This window comes from Rhodobacter sp. CZR27 (assembly GCF_002407205.1).
GTDB lineage: Bacteria > Pseudomonadota > Alphaproteobacteria > Rhodobacterales > Rhodobacteraceae > Cereibacter_A.
This window is the reverse complement of record NZ_CP023548.1, coordinates 2,137,216-2,162,473: the sequence shown is the minus strand read 5'-3', so window position 1 is coordinate 2,162,473 and position 25,258 is coordinate 2,137,216. Positions and strand designations below refer to the sequence as shown.

The 25,258-nt window shown below is 69.8% G+C and carries 23 protein-coding genes and 1 pseudogene; 12 read left to right on the top strand and 12 right to left on the bottom strand.

Going from position 1 to position 25,258, the window contains the following annotated elements; genetic code table 11:
* The first annotated feature begins 10 nt into the window (after nucleotides 1-10).
* From tatB to CK951_RS10525, 3 genes are read left to right on the top strand one after another with little or no spacing between them, the layout of a single operon-like run.
* Complete coding sequence (tatB, locus tag CK951_RS10535; RefSeq protein ID WP_096786106.1) at nucleotides 11-427, top strand: Sec-independent protein translocase protein TatB; 417 nt, start codon at nucleotides 11-13, stop codon at nucleotides 425-427.
* The gene (gene tatC, locus CK951_RS10530) at nucleotides 424-1,287 is read left to right on the top strand and encodes a twin-arginine translocase subunit TatC (RefSeq protein ID WP_096786105.1); all 864 of its coding nucleotides are present in this window, start codon (nucleotides 424-426) and stop codon (nucleotides 1,285-1,287) included. Before tatB ends, tatC begins: the two co-directional genes overlap by 4 nt.
* Nucleotides 1,284-2,120, top strand: a complete 837-nt coding sequence (locus CK951_RS10525) for an ATP-binding protein (protein WP_096786104.1) — start codon at nucleotides 1,284-1,286, stop codon at nucleotides 2,118-2,120. The genes tatC and CK951_RS10525 overlap by 4 nt, the downstream gene beginning before the upstream one ends.
* A gap of 50 nt (nucleotides 2,121-2,170) precedes the next feature.
* Here the strand turns inward: CK951_RS10525 and CK951_RS10520 are convergent.
* From CK951_RS10520 to surE, 3 genes and pseudogenes are all read right to left on the bottom strand, one after another.
* A pseudogene (locus CK951_RS10520) lies at nucleotides 2,171-3,398 on the bottom strand (peptidoglycan DD-metalloendopeptidase family protein).
* 47 nt (nucleotides 3,399-3,445) lie between these two features.
* Nucleotides 3,446-4,105: a protein-L-isoaspartate(D-aspartate) O-methyltransferase gene (locus CK951_RS10515; protein WP_096786103.1), complete on the bottom strand. Its 660-nt coding sequence runs from the start codon at nucleotides 4,103-4,105 to the stop codon at nucleotides 3,446-3,448.
* Nucleotides 4,102-4,887 (bottom strand): 5'/3'-nucleotidase SurE, encoded by a 786-nt coding sequence (gene surE, locus CK951_RS10510; RefSeq protein ID WP_096786102.1) that lies wholly within the window; start codon nucleotides 4,885-4,887, stop codon nucleotides 4,102-4,104. Before surE ends, CK951_RS10515 begins: the two co-directional genes overlap by 4 nt.
* 782 nt (nucleotides 4,888-5,669) lie before the next feature.
* Here surE and CK951_RS10505 point away from each other — a divergent pair.
* Nucleotides 5,670-6,383, top strand: coding sequence for a sugar transferase (locus CK951_RS10505; RefSeq protein ID WP_096786101.1), 714 nt, complete (start codon nucleotides 5,670-5,672; stop codon nucleotides 6,381-6,383).
* A gap of 76 nt (nucleotides 6,384-6,459) precedes the next feature.
* Nucleotides 6,460-7,692 (top strand): polysaccharide biosynthesis/export family protein, encoded by a 1,233-nt coding sequence (locus CK951_RS10500; protein ID WP_096786100.1) that lies wholly within the window; start codon nucleotides 6,460-6,462, stop codon nucleotides 7,690-7,692.
* A gap of 59 nt (nucleotides 7,693-7,751) precedes the next feature.
* Here the strand turns inward: CK951_RS10500 and CK951_RS10495 are convergent, their stop codons facing one another.
* Nucleotides 7,752-9,032 (bottom strand): O-antigen ligase, encoded by a 1,281-nt coding sequence (locus CK951_RS10495; protein ID WP_096786099.1) that lies wholly within the window; start codon nucleotides 9,030-9,032, stop codon nucleotides 7,752-7,754.
* Between the two features lie 16 nt (nucleotides 9,033-9,048).
* Entirely contained in the window at nucleotides 9,049-9,825 is a 777-nt protein-coding gene (locus CK951_RS10490; RefSeq protein ID WP_096786098.1) for a family 16 glycosylhydrolase, read from the bottom strand.
* 213 nt (nucleotides 9,826-10,038) lie between these two features.
* On the opposite strand from CK951_RS10490, the gene CK951_RS10485 reads away from it, so the two are divergent.
* Nucleotides 10,039-11,283, top strand: coding sequence for a glycosyltransferase (locus CK951_RS10485; protein WP_096786097.1), 1,245 nt, complete (start codon nucleotides 10,039-10,041; stop codon nucleotides 11,281-11,283).
* Between the two features lie 4 nt (nucleotides 11,284-11,287).
* Here CK951_RS10485 and CK951_RS10480 read toward each other — a convergent pair whose 3' ends face one another.
* Entirely contained in the window at nucleotides 11,288-12,256 is a 969-nt protein-coding gene (locus tag CK951_RS10480; protein ID WP_096786096.1) for a glycosyltransferase family 2 protein, read from the bottom strand.
* A complete protein-coding gene (locus tag CK951_RS10475) occupies nucleotides 12,253-13,389 on the bottom strand; it encodes a nucleotidyltransferase family protein (protein WP_096786095.1) in 1,137 nt (378 codons plus the stop codon). Before CK951_RS10475 ends, CK951_RS10480 begins: the two co-directional genes overlap by 4 nt.
* 338 nt (nucleotides 13,390-13,727) lie before the next feature.
* Between CK951_RS10475 and CK951_RS21395 the strand changes: the two genes are divergently transcribed.
* The 6 genes from CK951_RS21395 (at nucleotide 13,728) to CK951_RS10445 (ending at nucleotide 19,361) form a co-directional block, all read left to right on the top strand.
* Complete coding sequence (locus CK951_RS21395; RefSeq protein WP_198402341.1) at nucleotides 13,728-13,880, top strand: hypothetical protein; 153 nt, start codon at nucleotides 13,728-13,730, stop codon at nucleotides 13,878-13,880.
* Between the two features lie 84 nt (nucleotides 13,881-13,964).
* Entirely contained in the window at nucleotides 13,965-14,225 is a 261-nt protein-coding gene (locus CK951_RS10465) for a PqqD family protein (RefSeq protein ID WP_096786093.1), read from the top strand.
* A 12-nt stretch (nucleotides 14,226-14,237) separates the two neighbouring features.
* The gene (locus CK951_RS10460) at nucleotides 14,238-14,711 is read left to right on the top strand and encodes a lasso peptide biosynthesis B2 protein (protein WP_096786092.1); all 474 of its coding nucleotides are present in this window, start codon (nucleotides 14,238-14,240) and stop codon (nucleotides 14,709-14,711) included.
* Nucleotides 14,708-16,582 carry an asparagine synthase-related protein gene (locus tag CK951_RS10455; protein ID WP_096786091.1) on the top strand — a complete coding sequence of 625 codons (1,875 nt, stop codon included), beginning with the start codon at nucleotides 14,708-14,710 and terminating at the stop codon, nucleotides 16,580-16,582. The genes CK951_RS10460 and CK951_RS10455 overlap by 4 nt, the downstream gene beginning before the upstream one ends.
* Nucleotides 16,579-17,514, top strand: coding sequence for a serine kinase (locus CK951_RS10450; protein ID WP_096786090.1), 936 nt, complete (start codon nucleotides 16,579-16,581; stop codon nucleotides 17,512-17,514). The genes CK951_RS10455 and CK951_RS10450 overlap by 4 nt, the downstream gene beginning before the upstream one ends.
* Entirely contained in the window at nucleotides 17,511-19,361 is a 1,851-nt protein-coding gene (locus CK951_RS10445) for an ABC transporter ATP-binding protein (RefSeq protein ID WP_096786089.1), read from the top strand. Before CK951_RS10450 ends, CK951_RS10445 begins: the two co-directional genes overlap by 4 nt.
* Nucleotides 19,362-19,363: 2 nt before the next feature.
* On the opposite strand, the gene CK951_RS10440 is transcribed toward CK951_RS10445, so the two are convergent.
* From CK951_RS10440 to CK951_RS10420, 5 genes are all read right to left on the bottom strand, one after another.
* Nucleotides 19,364-19,621 (bottom strand): hypothetical protein, encoded by a 258-nt coding sequence (locus CK951_RS10440; protein WP_096786088.1) that lies wholly within the window; start codon nucleotides 19,619-19,621, stop codon nucleotides 19,364-19,366.
* Nucleotides 19,622-19,747: 126 nt separating this feature from the next.
* Nucleotides 19,748-22,111: a GNVR domain-containing protein gene (locus CK951_RS10435; protein ID WP_096786087.1), complete on the bottom strand. Its 2,364-nt coding sequence runs from the start codon at nucleotides 22,109-22,111 to the stop codon at nucleotides 19,748-19,750.
* Entirely contained in the window at nucleotides 22,108-23,088 is a 981-nt protein-coding gene (locus CK951_RS10430; RefSeq protein WP_096786086.1) for a glycosyltransferase family 2 protein, read from the bottom strand. The genes CK951_RS10435 and CK951_RS10430 overlap by 4 nt, the downstream gene beginning before the upstream one ends.
* Nucleotides 23,085-24,080: a glycosyltransferase family 2 protein gene (locus CK951_RS10425; protein ID WP_096786085.1), complete on the bottom strand. Its 996-nt coding sequence runs from the start codon at nucleotides 24,078-24,080 to the stop codon at nucleotides 23,085-23,087. Before CK951_RS10425 ends, CK951_RS10430 begins: the two co-directional genes overlap by 4 nt.
* On the bottom strand, nucleotides 24,077-25,246 hold the full coding sequence (locus tag CK951_RS10420) for a glycosyltransferase (protein ID WP_096786084.1): 1,170 nt from the start codon (nucleotides 25,244-25,246) through the stop codon (nucleotides 24,077-24,079). Before CK951_RS10420 ends, CK951_RS10425 begins: the two co-directional genes overlap by 4 nt.
* Nucleotides 25,247-25,258 lie beyond the last annotated feature (12 nt).

Genomic DNA, 25,258 nt, shown 5'->3' with positions numbered 1-25,258 from the left:
TCGGCACCCGATGTTCGACATCGGCTGGAGCGAACTGCTGGTCATCGGCGTCGTGGCGCTGATCGTGGTGGGTCCCAAGGATCTGCCCGACATGTTCCGCACGCTTGGTCGGGTGACTGCGAAGGCGCGCAACATGGCGCGCGAATTCCAGCGCGCGATGGAGGCCGCCGCCGACGAGACCGGCGTGAAGGACGTCGCCAAGGACCTGAAGAACACCACCTCCCCGCGCAGCATGGGCCTCGATGCGGTGAAGCAGGCGGCCGAGCGGTTCGAGAAGTGGGACCCGATGAAGCCCGCGCGGCCGGTCGTCCCGTCCGAGCCCGCCGCAGGCCCGATTTCCCAGGCGCAGGCGCAGCAGGGACCGGGAGCGGCCGCCGCGTCGGCCCCGCCGCCCGCCGCGCCGGCCGATGGCAAGAGTGACGCATGAGCGCCGAGCGCAACGACGACATCGACAGTTCCAGCGCCCCGCTCATCGAGCACCTGGCCGAGCTTCGCAACCGCATCCTGGTCTCGCTTGCCGCCTTCCTCGTGGGGATGGCGATCGCCTTCACGGTGTGGAACCCGATCTTCAACTTCCTCACCCACCCGATCTGCGACGCGCTGAACGCGCGCGGGCAGGATTGTGGCCTCGTGCTGATCAAGCTGCAGGAAGGCTTCTTCGTCGCGATCCGGATCTCGGTGATGGGCGGGATCGTGCTGTCCTTCCCCGTGATCGCCTCGCAGATGTGGCGGTTCGTGGCGCCCGGCCTCTACCGCAGCGAGAAGGCGGCCTTCCTGCCGTTCCTGATCGCCTCGCCGGTCATGTTCATCCTGGGCGGGCTGTTCTCGTTTTACGTCGTCCTGCCGATCGCCTTTGACTTCTTCCTCGGCTTCCAGCAGTTCATGACCGAGCAGCCGGGGGCGGTGGGAGCCGACGGCAGCCTGCCGCTGGCCGGCGTGGTGTTCCAGGGCTCGATGGAGCAGTATCTGGCGCTGACCACCAACTTCATCCTGGCCTTCGGCCTCTGCTTCCAGTTGCCGGTGCTTCTTACGCTGATGGGCAAGGCGGGGCTTGTGACGTCGCGCGGGCTGGCAGGCATGCGCAAATACGCGATCGTCCTGATCCTGATCGTGGCGGCCGTGGTCACGCCGCCCGACATGATGTCCCAGTTGATCCTGTTCGCCGCGATCTACCCGCTTTACGAGGCGTCGATCTTCCTGATCCGCCGCATCGAGAAGAAGCGCGAGGCCGAGCTGCGGGCGCAGGGCCTGTGGTTCGACGACGAGGAAGAGGACGGCACGGCATGAGCGATCCGCTGTCGCGGATCGCGGCGGCGCTGGAGCGGATGAGCCCGCCGCCGCTGGACGCGCCCGACTTCAACGCCACCGAGGCCTTCGCCTGGCACACCGCGCCCGACCGGCTGGAGCCGGTGGCGAAGGTCTCGCGGGTGGACCTGTCGCTTCTGGTGGGGGTGAACCGGGCGCGGGACATCCTGCTGGACAATACCGAGCATTTCGCCCGCGGCCTGCCGGCGAACAACGCGCTCCTGTGGGGCGCGCGCGGCATGGGCAAGTCGAGCCTCGTGAAGGCGGTTCATGCCGTGGTCGTCGCCAAGGGGCTGCCGCTGAAGATCGTGGAACTCAGCCGCGAGGATCTGCCTTCCGTTCACCGGCTGCTGAAGCACCTGCGCGGGGCGTCGCAGCGGTTCATCCTGTTCTGCGACGACCTGTCGTTCAGCCACGACGACCAGCACTACAAGTCGTTGAAGGCGGTCCTAGACGGCGGGATCGAGGGGCGGCCCGAGAATGTGGTGCTCTATGCCACCTCGAACCGGCGCCACCTGATGCCGCGCGACATGATCGAGAACGAGCGCTCCACCGCGATCAGCCCCTCCGAGGCGGTGGAGGAGAAGGTGTCGCTGTCGGACCGCTTCGGGCTCTGGCTCGGGTTCCATCCCTGCTCGCAGGACGAGTATCTGGAGATGATCCGCGGTTACTGCGCGGCCTACGCCCTTGTCATCGACGAGGCGACGCTTCGCGCCGAGGCGATCGAGTGGCAGGCGACGCGGGGCGCGCGCTCGGGCCGGGTGGCGTGGCAGTTCTTCACCGATCTCGCGGCGCGTCACGGCATCGCGCTCTGACTTCGCACAGTAAATGAAGAAGCCCGGACAAGTGCCGGGCTTTTCTGTTGTTATTGCAGGTAGGGCATCGGGTCCACGCTTTCGAAGCCCTTGCGGACCTCGAAGTGGACAAAGGCCGGGTCGGCTGCGCGCACGGTGGCGATGGTCTGGCCGCGCTTGACCGAGGCCCCCTTGGCGACCTTGATGCCGTCGATGTTGGCATAGACCGTCAGCAGATTGTCGGGGTGGCGGATCACCAGGATTGGCACCTGATCGGTGTCCTGCGTGATGGCGGCCACCGTGCCATCGGCTGCCGCTGCAACCGGCGTGCCGGCGCTGGCGGCGATGTCGATGCCGTCGTTCTTCTTCTGGACGTAGCCCCGGATGATTGTGCCCTGCACCGGGAAGCCGAGCCGCGATGCCGAGGCCGCCGTCCGCTGCGCGCCGAGGTCGGGTGAGGCCGGCTGACCGGGCGGCTTGGCCGCGGCGGGGGCGGGCTTCTCGTCCGGCAGGGGCTTGGCAGCCGAAGGCGGCGTGGGCGTGGGAGAGCCCACGCCCGGCACCGTGACGGCCGTCCGCGTGGGAGCAGGGGCCGGCGGCGGCTCGGCCGCCGTGGGGATGATCAGATACTGGCCCTCGCGGATCGCAAGGTCGGGGCCGAGGCCGTTCCAGTCCGCCAGCGCCTTGGCCGAGACGTTGTAGCTGCGCGCGATGGAATAGGCGGTCTCGCCACGGGCCACGCGATGGCGCGCGGGCTCGTCCGCCGTGCGCGCGGGGGCGGGAGCGGCTGCCGGGGCGGCCGCGACGGGCGCCGGGGGCCGCCGCCGGTGGCGGAGCGGCGCTGCCGGCACGGTCGAGCGCCGTGGTCGCGATCGTGGTGACGTCGATGCCCTGCGCGGGTGCGGTGGGCGCCGGTGCGGCCATTACCGGGGCGGGCGCCATGGCCGGCGCCGCGGCGACCCGCTGCGGCAGCACGACGATCTCGCCGGCCCTGAGCGGGTTCTGCGGCGTCAGCGCGTTGTAGCGGGCGACCTGCACCGGATCGAGCCCCACCCGCGAGGACAGCGATGCCACGGTGTCGCCCTGCTGCGCCACCGCGACCTGATAGTTGGGATAGGAGATGATGCCGCGCGCGTCGGGACGCGGCCGGGGCGCTGCCGAGCGCGCCGCATCCGAGGTGTTCAGCGCACCGGGCCTGCTCCGCAGATCCCAGTCAAGCTCCGAACTGCTGCAGGCTGCGAGGATCGCCAGCGTCGCGGTCATGCACAGCGCACGCGCGAGCGGGGGACGGTGGAACATGCTCTGCCTCTCGTCTTGCGGTCCGGGTTGGTCCCGGAGCTTCTGTCTCAGTCGGACCCGATCCCCTCGACCAGCGGGACGAAGCGCACGGGGCGGAGTTCTTCGTAGTCGTAGCCCTGCTCCAGCCGGGTGACCTTGATCAGGTTCTGCACCGCATCCGTCTGACCGACCGGCACCACCATGATACCGCCGATCTTGAGTTGTGCCAACAGGGGGCCGGGCGGGTCCTCCGCCGCGGCGGTGACAAGGATCCGGTCGAAGGGTGCCTGTTCCGGCAGGCCGAAGCTGCCGTCGGCGACCAGCGCCGTGATGTTGCTCAGGCCCAGCTGGTGGAAGATCTCGGTCGCCTCGCGCACGAGGCGGCGGTGGCGGTCCACGGTATAGACGCGCCGGGCAAGCTGGCTCAGCACCGCGGCCTGATAACCCGAGCCGGTGCCGACCTCGAGCACCTTGTCGCGCGGGTTCACGTTCAGCGCCTGCGTCATCAGGCCGACGACCGAGGGCTGGCTGATGGTCTGGCCGCAGGCGATGGGCAGCGGCATGTCCTCGTAGGCGCGTTCGGCGAACAGGCCCTTGACGAAGACGCCGCGGTCGATCCGCTCCATCGCGTTCAGCACGCGGGCATCGGTGACGCCGCGGGTCCGCACGGCGAACAGGAACCGCATCTTGCGCTCGGCCGGGTCCTCCTCGTCGTCCGCGCCGCTCATCCGATCTGCGCCTCCAGTTCGGCAAGGCGGTCGTGGGCCGTCAGGTCCGCGCGCATCGGCGTGATCGAGACGAAGCCGTCGAGGTTCACCGCCGCGTCGGTGCCGGGCAGGGTGGGGCTGTGCTGCGCGCCGCCGCGGATCCACAGGAACTTGCGCCCCGAGGGCGACATGTGCGGCTCGACCCCGAAGGAGGTGTCGCGCCGGAAGCCCTGCGCCGCCACCCGATGGCCCTTGACGCCCGAGGCGGGGATGGGCGGGAAGTTGATGTTGTAGAACAGCCGGTAGTCGCCGCCATCCCAGAGCCCGCGCTCGAGCAGCAGCCGGATCACCCGGGCGCCGTGGCTGCGGGCGCAGTCGAACGGATCGGCCAGCCCTTCGGTCTCGGGCCCGAGGAACTGTGACAGCGCGATCGCCGGAAGGCCCTGCAGCGCCGCCTCCATCGCACCGCCCACTGTGCCGGAGTAAAGCACGTTCTCGGCCGAGTTGTTGCCGCGGTTCACCCCCGAAAGGACGAGGTCGGGACGAGCCCCCTGCAGCACGTCATAGAGTGCGGCAAGCACGCAGTCGGCCGGGCTGCCCTCCGCCGCGTAGCGGCGCGGCCCGAGCTTGGCGATCATCATCGGATGGGTATAGCTGATCGCATGGGCGACGCCGGACTGCTCGAAGGCCGGCGCCACGGTCCAGACCTCGCCGTCCGGACCGGCAAGCTCCTGCGCGATCCGTGCCAGCACTTCGAGGCCGGGGGCGTTGATGCCGTCGTCGTTGGTGATCAGGATGCGCATGGGGCTCTCTCTTTTCCGATCATCTGCTTAGACGAGCCCGCGGCGCGGGTAAAGCTGCCGGGCGGCGGCCGGCTCCGTCGCCCCGCGGCTGTGTCTTCGCTGTGTCGGCGAGGCTGTCGGAACAGATCGGCCGAAGCTGCGTTGGTGCCCGGTCGCCGCCTGGGTGCGGAGGGGCAGGGTGCTCTTCCTGCCCATCTCTTCATCAGGAGGCAGGCGGCCGGACGCATGCTGCACTGCCGCAAGGACCGGATGCAGCTGCGGCAGGGTGGCGCCGGCCCCGGCCGGAATGTACGGGTCCGCTGCCGGAGGATGTAGTCGGCCGGCAAGGTGATGCTCCCGCCGAGGGACGCTCCGGGCGACCGGCCGGCGGGTTCGCCCCACGGAAGGGGATTGCTGTTACGTCTTTGGGTTGCAAATAATTACACGATCTGCACGGGTCCTGACGACCAATCAGCATCTTGCAGTTTGCGGGAAATCGTCGAGGATTGACTGGATACACCAGCGACGGAGAGAATCACTTTTCACAAGCCGGTCGTTCCCGTGGCGCCGTCCTGCCGTCGGTTTCCAGTCCTTCGCGGTTGCAGCAAGTTTCCGCGCAGGCGAGCATGCACAACCAGCCCGGTATTTGGGCATGGCTTGACACTGTGGCTAAATCGAGGAAAGTTCTCGTCCTGTTTTGGACATTAATCGGATCGGAAGACTTGGCACGACACGACTCCGCATTTTCTGGGTTAAAGTCGTTCCGTGCCTGAGTGGCGACGCTCAAAACCAACAGGTGTTTCATGGAATTCAATCCTCAATCTTCATTGACGCCGGAACATGTCAGTCCGGACCACATTTACCTCTCGTCGCTGCCGCGCAGGTCCGACCCCCTCTTTCGACCCGTCGGCGGGCACTTCAAGCGACTGATCGACATCTTCATCGCGGTGACGGCGCTGGTCGCCTTGGCGCCGCTGATGATCGGTGTCGCCCTGATCATCTGGCTCGGCAGCAACGGCCCGATCCTCTACGGCCACCAGCGCGTCGGCTTCGGCGGCCGGACCTTCCGGTGCTGGAAGTTCCGCTCGATGGTGGTGGATGGCGATGTGGTGCTGGAGCGCTACCTGCGCGCCAACCCCGACGCGCAGCGCGAGTGGGAGCGGGATCGCAAGCTGCGCAGGGACCCGCGCGTCACGCCGATCGGCGCGGTGATCCGGATGCTGTCGATCGACGAGCTGCCGCAGCTGTTCAACATCCTCGCCGGCGAGATGAGCGTCGTGGGGCCGCGCCCCGTGGTGGCGGCGGAACTGCGTCGCTACCGCGGCTCGGCCGGCCACTACCTGCGCACGCGTCCCGGGCTGACCGGAATGTGGCAGGTCAGCGGCCGCAGCGACCTGAGCTACCGGCAGCGCGTCCTGCTCGACCGCTACTATGTCATGCGGTGGACCGTGATGGCGGACATCGCGATCATCCTGCGCACCATTCCGGCAGTCCTGCGGTCCCGCGGCTCCTGCTGACCCGGTCGCATCCCGCAAGTCCAGCAGCCGCGGCGGATCCTTCCGCCGCGACTTGACGTTTCAGAGAGGTACAGGAATGGCGGCCCTCCGCAGCCACATCTTCGCCGTTCTCGCGCTCGGGCTGGTGCCCGCGACCGCGTCGGCCGAAAGCTACACCATCAGCCCGAGCGACCTGTTGCGCCTGCGCGTGCTGGACTGGCAGCCCGTCGACGGCACGATGACCGAATGGGAGGCGATGACCGGAGAGTATCGCGTGAACGCGGACGGCACGATCTCGGTGCCGTTCCTTGGCGCGGTGGAGGCGGCCGGGCACACGCCGGCGCAGCTCGGCACGCTGATTTCGGACGGGTTGATGGAGCGTCTGGCGCTGCCGGACATGCCGGACGCCACGGTGGAGATTGCCGAATACCGCCCGGTCATCGTCGCGGGCCATGTCCGCGAGCCCGGCGAGGTGGTGTTCCGTCCCGGCCTCACGGCGCGGCAGGCCATCGCCATGGCCGGCGGCCCCAGCGACGAGATCCGCAGCAGCCCGGCGACGGTGCGCGAGCTGATCTCGGGCGAGGGGGAACTGCGGATCCTGCTCGACAGCCGCGACGGCATGCTGGCCCGCCGCGCGCGCCTGATCGCCGAGCGGAGCGGCGAGCCCGACCTTGCGCCCCCGCCGGAACTGGACACCGCGCGGGGCCGGACGCTGATCGCCGAGGAGCGCGCCTTCATGGAGCTGCGCCGCGACCAGCTTTCCCGCAACCTCGCCGCCATCGACGCCCAGAGCGAACTGCTGAAGGCCGAGATCGAGGCGCTGAAGGCAAAGACCGTCCAGCTCGAGACGCAACGCGAGCTGGCCGAGAAGGAGATGTCGAACGCCAAGAACCTGTCGGAGCGCGGCCTTGTCGCCAGCGGCCGGCTGTTCGAGACGCAGCGCACGCTGGCCACCATCGAGAGCCAGCTTCTGGACACCTCGACCGCCATCCTGCGCGCCCGGCAGGGCATCACCACCGGCGAGCGCGACCGCATCGAGCTGCAGGACGGCCGGTCATCCGAGATCGTGTCGCAGTTGCAGGAGGTCGAGGCGCAGATCCTCGAGATGGACCGCAAGATCGACACTCAGCGCAACCTGTCGGTGTCGCTGCTCAGCCAGGCCGGAGGGCAGGATCTTCCGACCAGCCCCGAGTCGCTGGCGGCGATGACCGAGGTCGTGGTCCTGCGCAACGAAGGCGAGGAGATGCGCCAGATCGCCGATGCAATGGATGCGCTGCTGGAACCCGGCGACATGGTGCAGATGACGCTGCGGCCGCCCTCGACAAACTGAACCGAACGCCGTCGGGGCGCCGGCATCCCGGGCCGGTGCCCCGGACGGCTGGGGTGCCGTCAGGCCGGTTCGGCCGGGGATGCCGCAGGGGCAGTCGCCGGTGCCTGTCGCCAGACCGCGGGCTTCCGGCGTTCGCGCAGGCTGCGGATCCCGAACACCAGCGCCGCGACCAGCAGGACGGTCGCCAGGTCGAACTGGGTGTAGCCCACCACCTCGGACATGCTCAGCACGATGCTGCGCATCATCAGGGCCGTCAGGAAGACCGTCTCGGCCCGCGGTTCCCGGAAGGCCCAGGCCACGACCAGACCCATGGCGCCGAAGATCGCCGCGGCCTGGATGGCCACGCCGATCAGCCCGATCTCCACCGCATTCGAGATGAAGGTGTTGTGGAAGTGGAACCCGCGTTTGTTGCTGATGCCGAACTCTTCCCAGATCGCCTCGGCGCCGGGGTTGCCGGGCACCCAGTAGGCCTGGAAGCCGACCCCGTTCAGCGGTTGCCGGGCGATCTCCTGAAAGGCGATCTTCCAGATCTCGGTCCGACCGGTCAGGGTCGCGTCCTTCCCAGTGGTCTCGAGGATCAGCGTCATGATCTGGTCCTGCAGCGCGATGACCAGCATCGCCGCGATGATGCCGAGCGCCAGCGTGACCCCGGCCAGCAGGAACCGCTGCATCAGCGTCAGCCAGCGGCCCAGGAAGAAGGGCAGCGCGAAGGCCAGCGCCGCCCCGGTGGCCAGCATCTGGCCCGCGGATTGCGCCTGGATCAGCATGAAGCTTCCCAGCGCGAAGCCGGCCAGTCCCGCGACCCGCCACGAGCGCGGCTGGCCGCGGTCCAGCATGATAGCGAAGGCGCACAGCATCAGCGTCGACATCGGCAGCGAGAAGGCGTTCTTTGATCCGAAGATGCCAAGCCAGCCCAGGCCGTCCTCGCGCACCCGCCCGAAGACCAGGCTGAGCAGGGCCGCGAGGAGGTGGGCGCTGAACAGCACTCGCAGGACCGTCGCCGGCGACAGCCGGTTCGCGATCGCCACCGCGATGGCGAAGGTCACGGCCAGCTGGATGCCATAGCGCAGGCTGACCCCGGGATACTGCGACCACAGCACCGACAGCAGGCACCAGCCCGCGACGGCGAAGACCATCCAGTAGCGCCGAAGCTCCACCAGCACCATCTGCGGCCGCCGGACTACCAGCAGGCAGCCGGAGGCGAGGAAGCCCGCCGCCGCGATGGCGCCGATCCACTGCACCAGCAGCAGGCACATCACCGTCAGGAAGGCCAGAACGGTGGTCGGGCAGACGTCGATGATCAGGGCATTGGCCGGGCGACTGCGCGGAAGGACGGTCATCTCGGGCGGCGTCTCCTTACTCTTCTGCCCCGCATAGCACGGATTCCGGGAACTGGCACGTCTCTCCCGGGCGCGTCCATGCCACCCAGTCCACCTCGAGCGCCACCGGTTCCGAGGGGGGCTCGAACCTGCCCATCCAGTCGGTCAGCACGTCCGTGCTCCAGTGGCTGAGGAAGATCTTCTGGTCCGCGGTGGGCAGCGTCTCGGTCGCCTCGTGCACCAGCTTGCCGTCGATGAACCAGCGGATGCGCTCGGGTTCCCACTGGATCGAGAACACGTGCCAGCCCTCGTGCGACGGCGGATCGAGCGGCACCCGGGTGCCGTTCTTCGGCTCGCCCGCCACATAGGTGTTCAGGTCCACAGAAGCCGTGTCGCGGGTCAGGATCTCGAAGTCGATCTCGTCGTGCGGCTGCTTGTGGACCGGGCCGATGTAGGTGAAGAAGGCCGCGTTGATGCCCGACGAGCGGTGATTGGTGCGGACCTTCGCCTCGAACGTGCCGTGCAGGAAACGCTCGTCGGACTGGATCTCGGCGCAGCGATGCTGGCCGGCGCCGGAGGTGTCGGGGACATACATCAGCTTCAGGATGCCATCCTCCACCCGAACCGCCCGGGAGGACCAGGTGCAGTTCTGGTGCTCGCCGTTGGTCCAGCCGTCCGAGATGTACCACCGCTTGCCGTCGATCCGGTCGAAGGTCTCGATGAAGGACGCGGGCTCTCCGGCAGCGGCCGGGACGGCGGCCAGCAGGGGCAGAAGCGCCGGCAGCAGCCGGCGCAGGGTCGGACGGGGATGCATGGGCAGGACTCCGTTCTTGTTCCGGCCAGAGCTTAGGTCGCTCTGGCGACAATTTCGATCATTCAACGTTCACAATGGCAACAGCTTGCCGCACTGCCGCAAAAACCGGCATTCGTGCCCCGTCCGCTGGCGGCGGGGTGGGATCCCGGGCTGTCCGTCGCGCGCCGGGACGGCTACACAGAAGCGACTCGGCGGCGCGAAGGGACGAAACAGATGCGGATTTCGGTGCTCATGGCGAACTGGCGCGGCGCGGCCTTCCTGCCCGAGGCGATCGCCTCGGTGCTGCGCCAGAGCCATGCGGATCTGGAACTGATCGTGGTCGACGACGCCTCGGGCGACGACAGCGTCGCGATCCTGCGCGAGGCCGCAGCCGCCGATCCCCGGGTGCGCCTGATCGAGATGGAGCGGAACGCCGGCCCCTCGGCCGCGCGCAACCGTGCGCTCGACGCGGCGACGGGCGACTGGCTGGCCATCATGGATTCCGACGATGTGCTGCATCCCGACCGGCTGGCGCGGCTTCTGTCGGCGGCCAAGGCGCTCGGCGTGGAGGCCGTGGCCGACGACATGCTGTTCTTCGGCGAGACGCCCGACGCGAGCGGGCGGACGCTGCTTCAGGTGCTTCACCTGACCGGGCCGATGCAGGTGGACGCGACGACCTTCGTCGAGGCGAACGGCGGAACGGGCGACCTGCCGCCCCTGGGCTATCTCAAACCGCTGGTGCGCCGCGACGCGTGGGACGGGCTGCGCTATGACGAGACCCTGCGCGTGGGCGAGGATTACGACCTCTACCTGCGGCTGCTGCTGTCGGGGGCGCGGCTCGTGCTGCTGCCCGAGGCGCTCTATCTCTACCGCCGGCACTCCGGCTCGATCTCGCACCGCCTGTCGGTGGCCGCGCTCGAGCCGCTCATTGCCGCCCATGACCGCTCGGCCGAGGGACAGACCGAGCCGGTGCTGGTCGAGGCGCTGCGCCGCCGTCGCGCGGGGCTCGAGGCGATGCTGGCCTTCGAGCATCTGGTGGCCGCGATCAAGGGCCGCCGGCCGGCCGAGGCACTGTCGCGGCTGGCGCGCCGGCCCCTGCTGGCCAGGGAGCTTCTGCGCAGCCTGGGCGAGCGGCGGAACCGGCGCGCGGCCGAGATCGAGGAGCGCCATCCGCTGTCGATCGTGCTGACCGCCGATCCCCGGCCGGTGTCCGAGACCGAGCGGCTGGTGGCCGTGCCGCCGCTGCAGGCGCCCGAGGCCATCCATCCCTGGCCGCCCGCGCAGCAGGCGGCGCTGCTGTCGGGCCTTGCCGCCCGGCACGAGCTGGAGATCTGCGCCGAGGGCCGCGAGGGACTGTTCTGGCTCTGGCTGGTGCCGCGCTGGCGGCGCGCCGAGGTCGTGCTGCCGTCCCATCATTCCGTCGCCCTTCCGCCCGGGGCGGAACGGGTTTCGCATCCCTCGCTGATGGTCGAGGACTGAACCGTCACGAGGGCTGCTCGACCGGCAGCAGCAGGCGTTCGCGCTGCGGCGGGCGCGGAGGGCGCAGCGCCGAGATCTTGTCGCGCGCGATGCCGCGGGCAATGGGCAGGAAGCGCGAGGGCGGGGCCAGCGCGAAGCCGAGCGCCGCGCCCAGCCCGGCCTCGGCCTTGCGGTCGAGGAACCGGCGCAGCAGCACCTTGGCCCGGACCTGATCCAGATGACGCCGCAGTGCGGCCTTCGTGCCGTCCGGCGCAGGCAGGTCGAGATGGGCGCGGCAGGCGGCCTCGAGCGCGGCAAGATCGGCGGTGCGGTGCCGGCCGCTCAGCGAGGTGCTTCGCTCGATGGCCACATAGCCCACCGCGCGGATGAGGCCGAAGCGCGCGCCGCGCAGCAGCATGCGCATGTAGAGGTCGAAATCCTCGCCAAGCCACAGGCCCTCGTCATAGCGCAGCCCGTGCCGGTCGAGGAAGGCGCGCGACATCACCGGCTTGAGAAAGCCCAGTTCGCCCCGCCGCACACCCTGCGCGAGATTGCCGAGGGCGAACCGCTCGGCATCCAGCATCTCGACCGATCCGGGGGCGGCGGGCAGCGCGTCGGGCACCAGTGCCGCGGCATGGTCGGGCGTGATGAAGACGATGTTGTCGGCCGCAAGGTCAAGACCCGGATCAAGCCGGGCGAAGCGGCCGGGCAGCAGGAAGTCGTCGGCGTCAAGAATGGCGATGCGCGGGGCGCGCGAGACCGCGATGGCGCGGTTGCGGGCCGCCGAGGGTCCCGCGTTCCGTGCCAGCCGCTCGACCGTCAGCCGGCCCGTGCCGTCGTCGGCGGCGCGCGCGGCCTCGGCGGTGGCATCGCCCGAGGCATCGTCGATCACCACCACCTCGGCCACCTCGGGCTGGACCAGCGCCGAGCGCACCGCCTGCGCGACGGTGGCAGAGGCGTCATGGGCGGCGATGATCACGCAGATGTCTGTCATGCGGCTTTTCCTTGCGGTCGGGCGATCAGGCCGAGGCGCAGGAGCGCCTCGAGCCAGTGGCGGTAGAGTTCCGAGGACTTGGCGGCGGCCGCCTCGCGCAGGAAGCGCAGCGGCCGCCGACCGGAGAGCGCCCAGAGGATGCGGCTGCGGCGCGGCCAGTCAAGGCCCGCCTCCCACGGCGTGACGAGGAGCCTGCGCAGCTGCGCCGCATCGAGGCCGGGCAGGGGGTTCGGGCCAAGCGCGTAGGGCCGCGGGGCGAACCCCTCGAACAGCGCGTCGACGCCGTGGCTGGCAAGGGCCAGCGTCTCCGACAGCCCCTGCTCCGCGGCGATTCCGGGCAGGGCCTCCGCTTCCTCGCGCGTCAGCCGGTCGAGCGACGCGCGCAGGTCGCATAGATGCCCGGCACAGGGCTCGTGCGCGACCAGCGCCTTCACCACGCCGATCGCGGCCACGAGGCAGCGGTCGGGCGGCGCGATCACGGGGATGGCCTCGTCCTCGAACGGCATCGGGGTGGCGCGCGCGAGGATGTCCCCCGTCCGCCGCGGGCGCGGTGCGCCGGGCTGCTGAAGCCGGTGATGCAGGTCAATGACCGGCCCGCCTTCCGGCCGGCGAAAGTGCTGCTCTCCCAGATGCACCGTCCACCAGCCGGCCAGTTCCGCCTCGACCGGTTCATAGCCCGCCCCGCGCAGGACCGCCCCCGCCACGGCGAGATCCGCCTCGGCCACCAGCAGGTCCACGTCGCCGGTCGGCTTCCAGCAGGGCCCGCCATACAGCGCGATCTGTTGCAGCGGACCCTTGAACTGGACATGGGCGATGCCGGCGAGGCGCATCAGCCGGGCGATCTCGACGCTGGCGCGCAGGCTGTGCCCGTTCCGCGCGGCGGACTGGAGCCGCATGGTCTCGATCCTGGGGGCGATGGCGGCCCAGGCTGGCGGCAGGTCCGTCGGGCGCGGCGCGAGGAAGAGGCCGACCTTGTTGAGCCGGGCGATCTCGAACAGAACCTGTGGCTTGAGGTCGGTCGGCCGACACGTCCCGTCGCCGAACACGCGGGCAAGTGCGGCGCGCAGCGCCTCGGTCTCGGCGCGGCAGTCGTGCTGCCGCACCGTCGCGAACTGCTGCGACGTGAAGGTCATGGGCGATGTCCCAGACCGCGCCGCGACGGGGCGAATCGGGTGCCGAAGGGCGCACGATGCGGCGCGATGCCGCGCTGCATTCGGATCATAGCTAGGTCCCTCTTGCCTCTCGCGGCGAATTTGATGAAATAATGTGCAGAAGGTCACCCCGCGGATCGACTTTAGGGTCAAATTGGTCAACCTTGGATTGTAAATGCGCTCTGTATCGGCAAAATAGGACGTCAGGCAAATATACGCTCCCCGGTGGTGGGCGCCCAGGTTGACTTGACGCCCGTCCGCACACAGGCTGACGTTTGGCCCAGTGCCATCCCCGCTACCTTATGCTGAGGATATTTGACGTGGCAAACAACATCCAAAACCCTGTTTACGAGACCCCGGTGCTGCGCGTTCACGGAACGCTGGAAATGATGACTCACGGTGCGAGCACGGGCAGCGTCCTTGACGCAAGCTTCCCGCGCGGCACCCCGGTGGAAGACATCACCTTCTCCTGATCCTTCGCGTCGGGACGTCACAGCAGGGGTCGAGGCGGTTGCAAGGCCGCCTCGGCCATTGCCTGTTCTTCAAGGATATTCACATTGACCATCAGGGCAGCATCCGGCTGCATTCCCTGCGCATTCGGCGACGGGATCGCCATTTTCGACACCAACAGCAATTCCTACTACAGCATGAACTCCGTGGGCGAATTCGTCTGGTCCATGCTGGATCGGCCGGTGACCCTGGCCGAGATCGTCGATCGCGTCGCGGAACGCTACCGGATCGACCACGAGCGGTGCGAGGGCGACATCCGCCGGCTGGTCGATGACCTTGCCGCAAATCGTCTGGTCACGCTTACCTGAAGGGCAAGCCTCATGCGGCGTCTCCGGCGCATCCTGACCCTGAAGCCGCGCGAGGTCGTCGCGCTGGCCGATGCCCTGCAGACGGTGCTGCGGATCCGCCTTGCGATCGCGCGGCGCCGCACCGACGCCGTGCGGGCCGCGACGGCCGCCCTTGGTGCCGAGGCCGAGGCACCCGCGGCCGAGTTGCGCCGGGTGGCGTGGTCGGTCTCGGCGGCATCCCGGCTGGTTCCCGGGGCGACCTGTCTCACGCAGGCGCTGGCGGGCCAGCGGCTTCTGGCGCGTCGTGGCTATGTCTCGACGGTCAGGATCTCGTTGCCGGGTGGGGGCGAGGCCGACTTCCGTCCGCATGCCTGGCTGCTGTCGGGCAATGTCATCGCGCTGGGCGGAAGCGCCGCCGACTATGGCATCCATCGCCCGCTGCTCGACTACGACAGCGCCGGGCGGGCCGATGCGGCGCACGACGTCTCGGCAGGAACCGGCCCATGAGCGGTTTCGCGGCTTTCATGGCGCTGGGGGGCGACCCGGCGGATGCGAAGGCCCGCACGCAGGCCATGCTGGCAGCCATGCAGCAGCGCGGCGCGCATGGGCGGACCGTCCTCGCCGCCGGCGGCGTTGCGCTCGGCCAGACCGCGCAGGACGATGCCGGCAGCGGCGGGCCATGGCAGCGCCGGGCGGGCGGCCCGATCCTCTCGGGCACGGTGCGGCTCGACAATGCCGCCGACCTGCGGGCGCGCCTCGGGCTCTCCGACGTGCCGGACGGGGTGGTGGTGCTTGCCGCCTACGACCGCTGGGGCCTCGACCTGCCGCAGCACCTCGACGGGGATTTCGCGCTGGTGCTGTGGGACCCCGCCGCCGGGCGGCTGCTGGGCCTGCGCGACCGTTTCGGCGTGCGCCCGTTCCTTTTCCGGGCGACGCCGCAGGTGGTGGCGGCCGCTTCGGATGCCGGGGCGCTGCTGGCGGCGTTCCCGGCCAGCACGCCCCCCCTTGACGAAATCTGGATCGCCGAATTCCTGTCGGGCCAGCCGACCAGCGCGAGCCGGACCATCCACCGCGGGGTCAGCCGCCTTGAACCGGCGCACATGCTGCTGGTCGAGAACGGCCGGATCGAGACCCGGCGCTACTGGGAGTTGAACCCGGAGCCGAAGTCGATGGCCGACCCGCCCGAGGCGCTGCTCGAGGAACTCGACCAGGCAGTGCTTGTCCGCATGCGAAACGGCCCGGTGGGCGCGATGCTCAGCGGCGGGCTCGATTCCAGCACGCTCTCGGTGCTCGCCTCGCGCCATTCCGCTGCGCCGCTGCCGACGATCTCGATGAAGTTCGACCGCTATCCCGAGATCGACGAATGCGAATGGATCGCGAAGGTGCATGCTGCCGGCCGCTTCCGCCCGATCTGGATCGACGTCGACACGCTGGACGGCGGGATCGACGAGCTTCTGGCCGAGCAGGGAACGCCGTTCTTCGCGCCCAACCTTCCGACCTCGCGTTCGCTCTATCGGGCGGCGGCCGAGGCCGGGCTGCGCGGGCTGATCGACGGCCATGGCGGGGACGAGGTGATCTCGTTCGGGCTGTCGCGTCTGGCGGAACTGGCGGGCGAGGGGCAGTGGCGGGCGCTGTGGTCGGCGACGCGGGCCGCCTCCGCGCTGGGCGGCGATCCGAGGCGCGACATCTTCCTGCGCTCGGTGGTGCAGGGTGCCCGCTCGCGTTGGTTGCGCGCCGCGGCCCGCCGCCTGAGCCGTGCAGAGATCGACCGCACCGCATGGCGGCGCGCGGTGCATGCGGATCTGGTGGCGCGGACCGACCTTGTCGACCGCGTCCGCAAGGCCGCGGCCACCCCGCCGCCGGGTGCGACCGTCGACATGCGACAGCACATCGGCCTGCTGACCGCCCCCCGCTTTGCCACCGCGCTCGAGATCCTCGACCGCGCCGCGGCCTGTCGGAATGTCGTGCCGCTCTATCCCTTCCTCGACCGGCGGGTGGTGGAACATTGCGTGGCGCAGCCATGCTCGGCAAAGTTCCACGACGGGATGGCGAGGGCGCTGCTGCGCGACGCGACCCGCGGTGTCCTGCCCGAGGCGGTCCGCCTGCGCATCGGGAAGAGCGATTTCACCGCCCATGTCCGCGCCCGCCTGCTGGCAGGGCGGGACGGAGATCTGGCGCGGCTGCTTGGCGCCGATCCCGGCCCGGTGGCGGAATATGCCGACCTCGGCACCATCCGCGAGGGAGCCGGCCGCCTGCGGACCGGCGAGGTGGATGCCGGGGCGCTGCAGGAGATCATCCGCGTTCTTGTGCTGGACCGGTGGCTGCGCCGCACGACAAGCCCGGCCGACGCGCGTCTGGACCAGAGGACACCCGCATGACGGCCGAACAGCCGCGCGCCTTCCGCCCCGCCGTCGCCGGGCTTCGGACCGCCTATGGCCTTGCCGTGCGATCTGACGTGGATCTGCCGGAACTTGAACCGCTCGACGGCGATCACCCCGCCGACCTGACGGTGTCGCGCGCCGCGCTGGAGGACCTGCCGGGCGAGGGCGCCTTCCGCACCCGCTTCGCGCCGGATCTGGCCGAGCTCTGGTGGCAGACGGTCGGCGGCTTCCGGATCGAGCCGGGGCGCATCACCGCAAGCCCGCATCCGGGGGTGTCGGAGGATCTCATCGCCTATCCGCTGCTCGGCTCCGTCCTTGCGCTGGCGCTGGAGCAGATGGGTCTGTTCACGCTGCACGCCAGCGCCGTGTCGGTGGCCGGCCGTGGCGTGGTGATGATGGGCGACAAGGGGGCCGGCAAGTCCACCACAGCGACGGCCCTGATCCGCGCGGGGCATCCGCTGGTCGCCGATGACATCGTCGCGGTAGATGCCGATCTTGCGCTGCGGCCCGGCTTCCCGCAGGTGAAGCTGTCCGCGGCCGCCGCGGCAAGCCTCGACGTGCCCGATGCCGTGCATCGCCCGCCGGTGCCCGAGGTGCCGGAAAAGGGGCGCGTCCTGCTGCCGCGACGGTTCGAGCGGGGGCGGCCGCCCCTGGCCCGCATCTACCTGCTCGAACGCGGGCCGGCAGGGGCAGATCCGGCCGTCATCCCCATTCCGCTGCCCGATGCGCTGCCGCTGGCGCTGCGCTTCGCCTATGTCACGCGCTTCGGCAGCGGAGTGCTGAACGGGACCGCGGGCGGTCGTCACCTGCGGCAGGCCGCGGCGCTGGCCGCAAGCGGCGTGCTGCACCGGCTGATCGTGCCGGGAAGCCTCGAGCGGCTGCCGGACGTGGTGGCGCTGATCGAGGCCGACGCCGGGGCGGGCCGATGACCGACGATCCGACCGCCGCCACGCCCGCCGAGGGCCTGCGCAGCACGCTCGCGCTTCTGCGGGCGATGACGCGGTTCGGCCGCCGGCGGCTGGGGATCGCGCTGACGTTCCTTGTCCTCGGCAACCTCACCGAGGGCATCTCGATCCTGCTGCTGCTGCCGGTCCTAGGCCTCGCCAGCAGGGGAGGACCCGACTACGCCATCGATCTCGGGGGCCGGTCGCTGCTCGGCTGGCAGCTGCCCGACGTGACCATCGGCCTTGCGGTCCTGCTGTCGGCCATCGTGGGGCTTGTCGCGCTACAGGCGGTGTTCAATCGGGTGAAGGCCGTCTATCTGTCGGATCTCCTGAACGATTTCGCCAATTCGACCCGGGCGGACCTGTTCTCGGCCGTGGCCTCGGCCCGGTGGGAGACCGTGGTGCGGATGCGCCGCGCCGATCTGGAGCACGCCCTGACCGGCGAGATCGACCGCATCAACTTCTGCGGCTTCGTCGCGCTGAACCTGATGCAGATCCTCGTCGGGCTGGTGATCTACTTCCTGCTGTGCCTTGCGGTCTCGGTGCCGATGACGCTGTTCGCCTTCTGCTTCGGGCTGACGGCGCTGCTGCTGCTGAAACCCTACCGGCGCCTCGCGCAGCGCTACGGCCAGCGCATCCAGGCGGCGCGCACCGTGCAGGCGCGGCTGGTGTCCGAATTCATCTCGGGGCTGAAGACCGCGCGCAGCATGAACCAGGAGCCGCACCACGTCGCGCAGTTCGAGCGCACGCTGGACACAACCAAGGCCGATGCGCGCGACTATGTGCGCAGGAATGCGCTTGGCAACGGGCTGTTCCAGGTTGCGCTGGCGGTGGGGGCGGCGGGCTTCGTGCTGCTGTCGCTGCGCGTCGCCGGGCTGGAAATGGCGCAGATGATCGTGCTGCTGGTGATCCTGATGCGGGTCACGCCGCGCTTCCAGGGACTTCAGGGGCAGGTGCAGGCGCTGCTGGTGGACCTGTCGGCCTGGTGGCGCGTCGTCGACCTGCAGTCCCGGCTCGAGGCGAACCGCGAGGGCGGCACCGGCTTCGCCTCGGTTCCCGTGCCCGCGCCGCAGGGCGAGATCCTGCTGGACCGCGTGACCTACCGGCACCGCGAGGGCAGCGACGAGGCAGCCCTGACCGATTGCACGATTCGCCTGCGGATCGGCGAGGCCACCGCGCTGATCGGCCCGTCCGGCGCCGGCAAGAGTACGGTGGCGGATATCGTCATGGGCCTGATCCGGCCCGAGTCCGGCCGCTTCCTCGTCGACGGGCGCGAACTCACCGAGGCCGAGCGGCGCGGCTGGCGCGAGCATCTGGCCTATGTCCCGCAGGAGACCTTTCTGCTGCACGACACGATCCGCGCCAACCTGAAGATCGTGGCCCCTTCCGCGACCGACGAGGACCTTCGCCTTGCGCTTGCCGATGCGGCGGCCGACCGCTTCGTCGCGGCGCTGCCCGCGGGGCTGGACACCCGGGTCGGCGACCGCGGCACGCTGCTTTCGGGCGGCGAGCGCCAGCGGATCGCGCTGGCCCGCGCCTTCCTTCGCAAGCCCTCGGTGCTGATCCTCGACGAGGCGACCAGCGCGCTCGACTGGGAAAGCCAGAAGATCGTGGCCGATGCGCTGATGCGGCGGGCGGGTCGCATGACGGTGCTGACGATCGCGCACCGCCCCTCGATGGTGGCCTTCGCCGACCGGGTCTATACGCTCGACGGCGGGCGCGTGGTGGAAGAGGGCCGCATGGCGGACCTCATGCGCAGCGGCGGCCATCTGGCGCGGATGTTCGCCCATGAAGGGGCGGACCTTCGCCCCCGTGCCCTGCAGGGCGGCTGATCTCAGACATTCGGCTGGTGCGGTTCGCGGATCTGAAGGATCGTCTCGGCCGGGGCCTTGGCGGGATCCGCGGGCTGGCGGCGGTCGCTCTCTTCCCGGATCATCAGCAGGATCAGGGCGAGATAGAGCACCTGGGCCAGCACCATCGTCGCGGCAACAAGCCCTGCCACGGCCCAGCCCGAAAACCCGGACCACAGCGCCAGGACGCCAACCCCTGCCGCCGAACCCACCATGCCGATCGAAAAGGCTGCAACGCGCATCTGCCCACTCCGAGCGGCGCAACCGTTAGTTGCGCCTGTCTCTCCTAGATAGGCAGGAACCTGCCGAATTCAAATGGGACAGCTCAACGCAGCCCCATGAATCCCCGCAGGCGGGTGCCGGCCCCCTCAGGCAGGGTTGGAACGGCCCGAGAAATAATCGCCGTATTCCTCGTAGTAATGCTCGCCCCCGGTCTCGGACACGTAGTCGCGCAGCGTGGTCATGTCGACCTTGTTCAGCACGACGCCAAGGGTCTTCTCCATCAGCGCCGGCTCGTTCATCAGCGTCTCGCGCACCAGCGCCTTCGGCGTCTTGCCCCATTCCGCGACCATGACGATCTGGTCGACCAGCGGCACCACCACACGCGCATCGACCACCGGCCCCAGCGGCGCAAGGTCGAGGATCACGTGGCTGTAGCGGGCGCGGGCCGCGGCCAGAAGCTGCCGCATGCCCTTGGAGCCGAGCATCTCGCTCGAATGGGTCATCATGCCCGGCGTGACGCAGGGCAGCAGGTGCACGCCGCTGTCGCCGATCACCCGCAGCGCCTTGGTCCAGTCGGCGCGGCCCAGCGCCGCCTCGACCAGGCCCACGCCGCGCGTCAGGCCCAGCCTGCGGCTGAGGCCGGGGTTGCGCGGGTCGGTGTCGATCAGCAGCACCGAATTGCCCGACGCCGCCATCACCGCGGCAAGGTTCAGCGCGACCGAGGACTTGCCCTCGCCCGGGCGGATCGAGGTGATGCCCAGCACGATCTGCGACTTGCCGGCAAGGCTCACCTCCGAGGAGAAGCGGATGTTGCGCAGCGTCTCGGCATAATGCGAGCGCGGGTGCTGCAGCGCATGGATCGGCTTGCGCACCACCGGCATGCCGGGCACCGGCTCGCTCAGCTTCAGCGGAGCGTTGCGCGCCTGCCGCGAGAGTTGCGGCGCGCCGTTGGCGGCATCGAAATGCGGCAGGTAGCCCAGGAACCGCTGGCCGAGGTCGTTCTGCACGTCCTCGCCGGTGCGCAGGAACCGGTCACGCCATTCCCGGAAGGCCGCGATCGCCGCGCCTGCCATCAGGCCAAGCACGATCATCGCCGCCAGCACCCGCATCGTGCTGGGTGCCGCGGGGGTCAGGGGAATGTCGGCCTTGGCAAGGATGCGGACGTTCGAGATCGGGAAGCTCTTCTGCTGGTCGATCTCCTGGAAGCGGGTCAGGAAGGTCTGATACAGCGTCTGCAGCGTCTCGGCGCGCTGTTCGAGCGACTTGAGCTGCACCTGCTTGCGGCCCGCCTCGGAGTTCACGTCCACCGCGAGGCCCAGGCTTTCGCGCAGGGCCTGCACCTGCGCATTCGCGACGTTGTAGGAGCCGCGCGCCTCCTCGTGCAGGCGGCGGACCTCGCCGAACAGGACGTTGGTCTGGGCCGAGACCTGCTCGCGCAGGCGCACGGCCTGCGGATGGTCGTTGCCGAAGTCGCGCTCGATCCGGTCAAGCCGTGCCGACAGCGCGGACAGCTGGTCCTGCATCTCGATCAGCCGTTCGTTGCCCTGCAGCGCAAAGCCCGATGAGCGGTCGGACAGGAAGGCCTCGGGGCCGCGGTTGAGGATGCTCTCGTAGGTCTTCATCAGTGCCTGGGCCCGCGCGGCCTCGGTCACCGAGACGGCCAGATCCTCGTTCAGCGTCGAGACGTTCTCCTCGGTGATCAGCGCGCCGCGCGTGGACACGAGGCCGTTCTCGGACCGGAAGACCTCCGCCTCGACCGCCGCTTCGCGGGCCGAGGCCTGAAGCGCCTCGAGCCGGTCGCGCAGCCACGCCGTGGTGCGCTCTGTGGCGTCGTAGTTCGCGTTCAGCAGGTCCGAGACATAGGCCTCGGCATAGGCATTGGCCACCTTCGACGCGAGGACGGGATCATGCGAGGCATAGCCGATCGCGAACACGCTCGACCGTCCGACGCGCTGGACCTCGATGGTGCGCGAGAGGGCGGTGGCGATCAGCTGGCGCTTGCGCTCGGCGATCTGCTCGGGCGTGGGCGGCGGGCCCGGCTCGACCGAGGGCGGCGACGGGCTGATCATGCGGATCGGCGCCCGGACGATTTCCTTGCCGCCGTCGACCACCGTTTCGAGCAGGGACACCGGCTGGTTCAGGAACGACTCGTTTTCCGTCAGGTTCAGCATGTCCACCACGGCCAGTGCCACCGGCTGCGAGCGGATCACCTCCTGCGCGCTTTCCAGCGCGTTCTCGGAGGCGCTTGAATCGATGGACGAGACCTCCTCGATCGAGCGGCTGACCTTGCCCGCCAGAAGCACCGTCGAGCCGGCGACGAAAATCTTGGGCGTGGTGGCCAGATAGACGAGGCCGAGGCACAGGCTGACCGCGGTTGACAGCATCACCACGCGCCGCTGCCGGCGCGCCGCACTGAACAGGCGCGACAGGTCGATCGTTTCCGCGGGAACCGCCGCGGGCGGTTCGATGCGCGGATCGCTGTCGGCGATGCGGAATCCGAACTGCTTCAAGTTCTGCTCCTCGGAACGAAATAAGTATCGGTTTTGGTCTCAATGGATCGAGGCGCAGGCATGATGTCGCCGTATATGGAAATCGGTCTGGCTCCGAAAAGTGCCGACAGTGTGCCCACATGCAGCGCCCCGCGCAACAGCGCACTGTTGCGGCGCAGCGGATCGTGAACTGTCGCCAGCGCCATCCCGCCACAGGCCGCGATCTTCGCCAGCGCCGCGGCACCCTGTCCAGCACGCCGCAGCGCGCCGGGCCGGGCGATCAGGCTGGCATGCGTCTGGCCCATCCGGAAGCGGCGGCGCAGCAGCCAGCCGAGTCGCGCCCGCTCGGGCGGAACCGTCTCACGCGCCAGCGCCCCCGCGGCGAAGGCGATGCGGCCCCCGGCCCGCAGCATGGCATCGAAGAAGGCGGTGTCCTCGCCGCCCGAGCGTCCGCGGGCGGGATCGAAGCGCAGCCCCTCGACCGCGGGCGCGGCCAGATCGATCAGGACGTTGCAGGTGTAGCCGGATTTTATCACCCCGTCGGCAAGGAAGGTCGGGCGCGTGTCGTGCGCGGCGCCCTCGCGCATCCAGGACGGGGCGTCGGGGCCATGCTCGCCCTGCACCGGACCCAGCACCGCCTCGGCACCGCTTTCGCCCTGAACGCGCAGCAGTTCGGCGATCCAGTCGGCCTCCACCATCTCGTCGTCGTCGAGAAAGGCCAGCAGGTCGATCCGCCGGGCCAGCGCAGCCTCGATCACCGCGTTCCGCGCGATCGAGATGTTGCGCGCCGGGGCGTGGATGTAGGTCAACGGGATCGGCAGACCGCGGGCCGCGGCCTCGACCGTTGTGCGGGCCGAGGGCACCTCGTCGTTGTCGGCCACGATCACCACGCCCGTCGTGCCCTTCGGCCAGCGAAGCGCCCCGATCGAGGCCAGCGTCGCGGCCACGCCGGGGCGGCGGAAGGTGCAGAGACCGATCGCGACCTGACGGTCCGTCATGCCGGGGCCCCCGCACGGCCGATGTCGCGCAGGCCGCCGAGGTGACGAAACAGATGCGCCCAGAACCCCGCGGACCAGGCGACATGCATCGCACCCGCCGCAAAGCCCGACAGGATGCCGCCGGCCGAGCCGATCTCGCGCGCGATCATCACGCCGCCGACCAGGCAGCCGGCGATCCAGAGCGCGAAGGGCACCGCGAACAGCCAGTGGATCGGTACCAGCACCGCCATGGCAAGCGCGGGCATCAGCGCCACCAGCACCGCCTGACGCAGGCCCGGCAGCGACCGGTGCTTCAGGTTGTTGCGCGCCCGGCCCATGCCGAATGCGAAATACTGCTTCACCAGCGCGCGGATGCTGTGCCGCGGGAAATAGTCCACCCGCGTGCGCGGCGTCAGCCAGATCCGGAAGCCCTCGCGCCGCAGCCGAAGGTCAAGCTCGGCATCCTCGTTGTGGCTGAAGGTCTCGTCATAGCCGCCCACCTGCCGGAAGGCATCGATCCGCATCAGCGCGTGGTGGCCGTGATCGACGAAGCGCCCGACCGGCGCCACGCGATGCGCCGAGCCGCCGTTGCCGACGCGCGAATTCTGCGCCGCCGCGATCAGGCTCTGCCAGAAGCCCGAGCCGACCGCCTTCATCCCCACCACGACCGCATCGGCGCCGGTGGCGCGGGCCTCCTGCAGCAGCACGTCGCAGTAATCCTCGGGATAGGCGCTGTGGGCGTCGATGCGGATCAGGAACTCGGTCCCGGCGCCACAGGCCTCGACCGCGAGGTTGACCGCCGCGCTCTGCAACCGGTTCGGGTTCTCGATCAGGGTGATCTCGGCCTCGGGCCGGCGGGCGACGCGCTCGCGCGTGCCGTCGGTCGAGCCGCCGTCGGCCACGACGATCCGCGCCGGATGCCGGCGCACGAACGGCATCAGCCCATCGAGGACACGGTCGATGTGGCTTGCCTCGTTGAGGGTCGGGATGACGATGAGCACGCGTGCCGTCATGTCGTGAACCAGCCTTTCCGCCGCATTGCCGCCTGTCTCCTACGGCCGCGGGCGGCCGCCACCTGGCCCATCAGGCCGATGATGTCCTGTGTTTCCTCGGGTCCGGTCGTCCAGACCGATCCGGGCACCGCCGCCACGGCCTCCCTGAGCCGCTCCACCCCGGCGGGGTCGAGCCTGTCCAGCAGGCGCGCGACCTCGTCGGTCGTCGCATCCGGCACCGTCAGGCCGATGGCGAGATCGGCCAGGAAGTTGGCCGCCTCGGTGCCGGCCAGCGCGACGGGAACCGCGTGGTGTCTGCACCCCTCGTAAAGCCGGTTGGGCAGCAACCAGTCCGAGTTTTTTCCGGCGTCGAAGCGATCGATCAGCCAGGAAAGGTGCACCTCGCCATAGATCGCCTCCAGATCCTCGGGGTTGCGGTAGGCGCCGCCGAAATGCAGGTCGGGGTTGTCCGCGACCCTGTCGTGGAAGTCCGGCATCTGGTCCAGCGCGGGCTTGCCGCGCAGGATGACGCGGTAGCGGCCCGGCTGCTGCCGGGTGATCCGGTCGAGGCAGTCGAGCGACCAGGCGCAGCGCAGGATGCCGAACCAGCCGATGGTGATCGGCGCCGTGACCGCGCGGCGCAAGGGCGCCGGGGGCATCGCGCCCTGCGGATAGAAGCACTTGTTCTCGACCAGCCGGATCGGCGCGCGCGTCTGCTGGAAGGGCTGGAAATACTCGTTGATGAAGCCCGGCGACGAGGTGAGCACCAGCCCGGCCCGCCGCAGCAGCCGGCGTTCGATCGCGCGCATCGCCCGCGCGCGCAGACTGTCGCCGAGCATCAGGCGATGGATGTCCAGCACCTCGTAGACGACGAGGCATCCGGGCCAGAGGGCCTTCGCCCGCACGGCGAGGGCCAGCATCTCGAGGTTGCGGGCGAGGATCACGTCCGGCCGCGCCGCCTCGGCCAGCGACCGCCCGAGGCCGGCTGCCGCCTTCACCACCGAGGCCGCGCGCTGGGTCATCCGGGCATCGGCGGTGCGCCCGAGCAGGATCGCCTCCTCGGGCAGGGGGCCCGCGCGCCGGCGGAACCCGGCAAGCTGGACCGTGGCGCCGCCGGCGCGAAGCATCGCCGCGCGGCGCCAGATCGCGCTGTCATCGAGATCGTGGGCTAGATAGAGAATGCGCAATCTGCCGCCTTT

Coding starts and splice junctions, on each gene's coding strand:
- tatB (WP_096786106.1), top strand. CDS start 11: ATGTTCGACATCGGCTGGAGCGAACTGCTGGTCATCGGCGTCGTGGCG.
- tatC (WP_096786105.1), top strand. CDS start 424: ATGAGCGCCGAGCGCAACGACGACATCGACAGTTCCAGCGCCCCGCTC.
- CK951_RS10525 (WP_096786104.1), top strand. CDS start 1,284: ATGAGCGATCCGCTGTCGCGGATCGCGGCGGCGCTGGAGCGGATGAGC.
- CK951_RS10515 (WP_096786103.1), bottom strand. CDS start 4,105: ATGAGCGGCGCGGACGACGAGGAGGACCCGGCCGAGCGCAAGATGCGG.
- surE (WP_096786102.1), bottom strand. CDS start 4,887: ATGCGCATCCTGATCACCAACGACGACGGCATCAACGCCCCCGGCCTC.
- CK951_RS10505 (WP_096786101.1), top strand. CDS start 5,670: ATGGAATTCAATCCTCAATCTTCATTGACGCCGGAACATGTCAGTCCG.
- CK951_RS10500 (WP_096786100.1), top strand. CDS start 6,460: ATGGCGGCCCTCCGCAGCCACATCTTCGCCGTTCTCGCGCTCGGGCTG.
- CK951_RS10495 (WP_096786099.1), bottom strand. CDS start 9,032: ATGACCGTCCTTCCGCGCAGTCGCCCGGCCAATGCCCTGATCATCGAC.
- CK951_RS10490 (WP_096786098.1), bottom strand. CDS start 9,825: ATGCATCCCCGTCCGACCCTGCGCCGGCTGCTGCCGGCGCTTCTGCCC.
- CK951_RS10485 (WP_096786097.1), top strand. CDS start 10,039: ATGCGGATTTCGGTGCTCATGGCGAACTGGCGCGGCGCGGCCTTCCTG.
- CK951_RS10480 (WP_096786096.1), bottom strand. CDS start 12,256: ATGACAGACATCTGCGTGATCATCGCCGCCCATGACGCCTCTGCCACC.
- CK951_RS10475 (WP_096786095.1), bottom strand. CDS start 13,389: ATGACCTTCACGTCGCAGCAGTTCGCGACGGTGCGGCAGCACGACTGC.
- CK951_RS10460 (WP_096786092.1), top strand. CDS start 14,238: ATGCGGCGTCTCCGGCGCATCCTGACCCTGAAGCCGCGCGAGGTCGTC.
- CK951_RS10455 (WP_096786091.1), top strand. CDS start 14,708: ATGAGCGGTTTCGCGGCTTTCATGGCGCTGGGGGGCGACCCGGCGGAT.
- CK951_RS10450 (WP_096786090.1), top strand. CDS start 16,579: ATGACGGCCGAACAGCCGCGCGCCTTCCGCCCCGCCGTCGCCGGGCTT.
- CK951_RS10445 (WP_096786089.1), top strand. CDS start 17,511: ATGACCGACGATCCGACCGCCGCCACGCCCGCCGAGGGCCTGCGCAGC.
- CK951_RS10440 (WP_096786088.1), bottom strand. CDS start 19,621: ATGCGCGTTGCAGCCTTTTCGATCGGCATGGTGGGTTCGGCGGCAGGG.
- CK951_RS10430 (WP_096786086.1), bottom strand. CDS start 23,088: ATGACGGACCGTCAGGTCGCGATCGGTCTCTGCACCTTCCGCCGCCCC.
- CK951_RS10425 (WP_096786085.1), bottom strand. CDS start 24,080: ATGACGGCACGCGTGCTCATCGTCATCCCGACCCTCAACGAGGCAAGC.